The organism is Actinomadura rubrisoli (assembly GCF_004349215.1).
Taxonomy (GTDB): domain Bacteria; phylum Actinomycetota; class Actinomycetes; order Streptosporangiales; family Streptosporangiaceae; genus Spirillospora; species Spirillospora rubrisoli.
The window spans coordinates 1-1,001 of record NZ_SMKU01000738.1 but is presented as its reverse complement, the minus strand read 5'-3'; the positions used below and the strand labels follow the sequence as shown (position 1 = coordinate 1,001).

General features: G+C 75.8%; 1 protein-coding gene. It reads right to left on the bottom strand.

Features of this window, described 5'->3' with window-relative positions:
- Positions 1–29: 29 nt before the first annotated feature.
- Positions 30–1,001 (bottom strand): SDR family oxidoreductase (locus tag E1298_RS47205; RefSeq protein WP_131903865.1); only part of this gene is annotated, 972 nt, incomplete at its 5' end.

Sequence of the window (1,001 nt, the reverse complement as noted above, 5' to 3'; positions counted from 1 at the left end):
CCCCGCACCCCACTCACCGCGCCCCGGGGTCAGGTGCCGGGGCGCCCGGCACGCGACGCCCCGTGGTCACCGGCCGGGGGACGCGCGGGGGAGGCGCGGCCGGTGAGCAACACCCGGGCACGCAGCAGCAGGCTGCGGCGCTTGGCGACGCCATCGAACCGGCCATGCGCACCGTGGTCGTCCTCATCGTCCACCGGATGCCACAGATTCGCCGGACGCAGCGGATCCTCCCGCGACCCGGTCTGCTGCGAGGAGAACCCCGTCCGCGCCAGGTAACGGTCCAGCAGCGCCGGCGCGGCCCGCTGCGCCAGCAACGTCGCCACCGTCGACCCGCCCACCCAGTACTCCTTGCGCCGCGGACGGTCGGCGGCCAGCAGCACCCCCTGCGCGGCGACCTCCGGCTGGTAGATCGGCGGGACGGGCCGCGCGCGGCGCCGCAGCCGCGACAGCACCCAGTCGAACTGCGGGGTGTTCACCGCGGGCAACTGCACCATCGTGATCGCCACACCGCTGCCGTCATGCAGCAGCTCGCACCGCACCGACTCGGTGAACCCCCGGATGGCATGCTTGGCCGCGCAGTACGCCGACTGCAACGGCACCGCCCGGTACCCCAGCGCCGACCCCACCTGCACGATCACACCACGGCCACGCGGCACCATCCGGTCCAGCGCCACCCGCGTACCGTGCACCGCGCCCAGATAGCACACCTCGATGACGCGCCGGTACTCGGCGGGCGCCACCTGGCGGCACTCCCCGAACGCGGTGGAGAACGCGTTGTTCACCCACACCCCGATCGGACCCAGCTCGGCCTCGGCGCGCTCGGCCGCGGCCTGCACCTGCCGGAAGTCCGACACGTCGGCGACCACCGGCAGCGCCGCCGCGCCCAGATCCCGCACCTCGGCGGCCGCGGCGTCCAGCCCCGCCCGGCCGCGCGCCAGCAGCACCACCGCGTCCCCCCGCGCGGCGAACGCGCGGGGGGACGCGGTGGTGCTGCTGGCGCG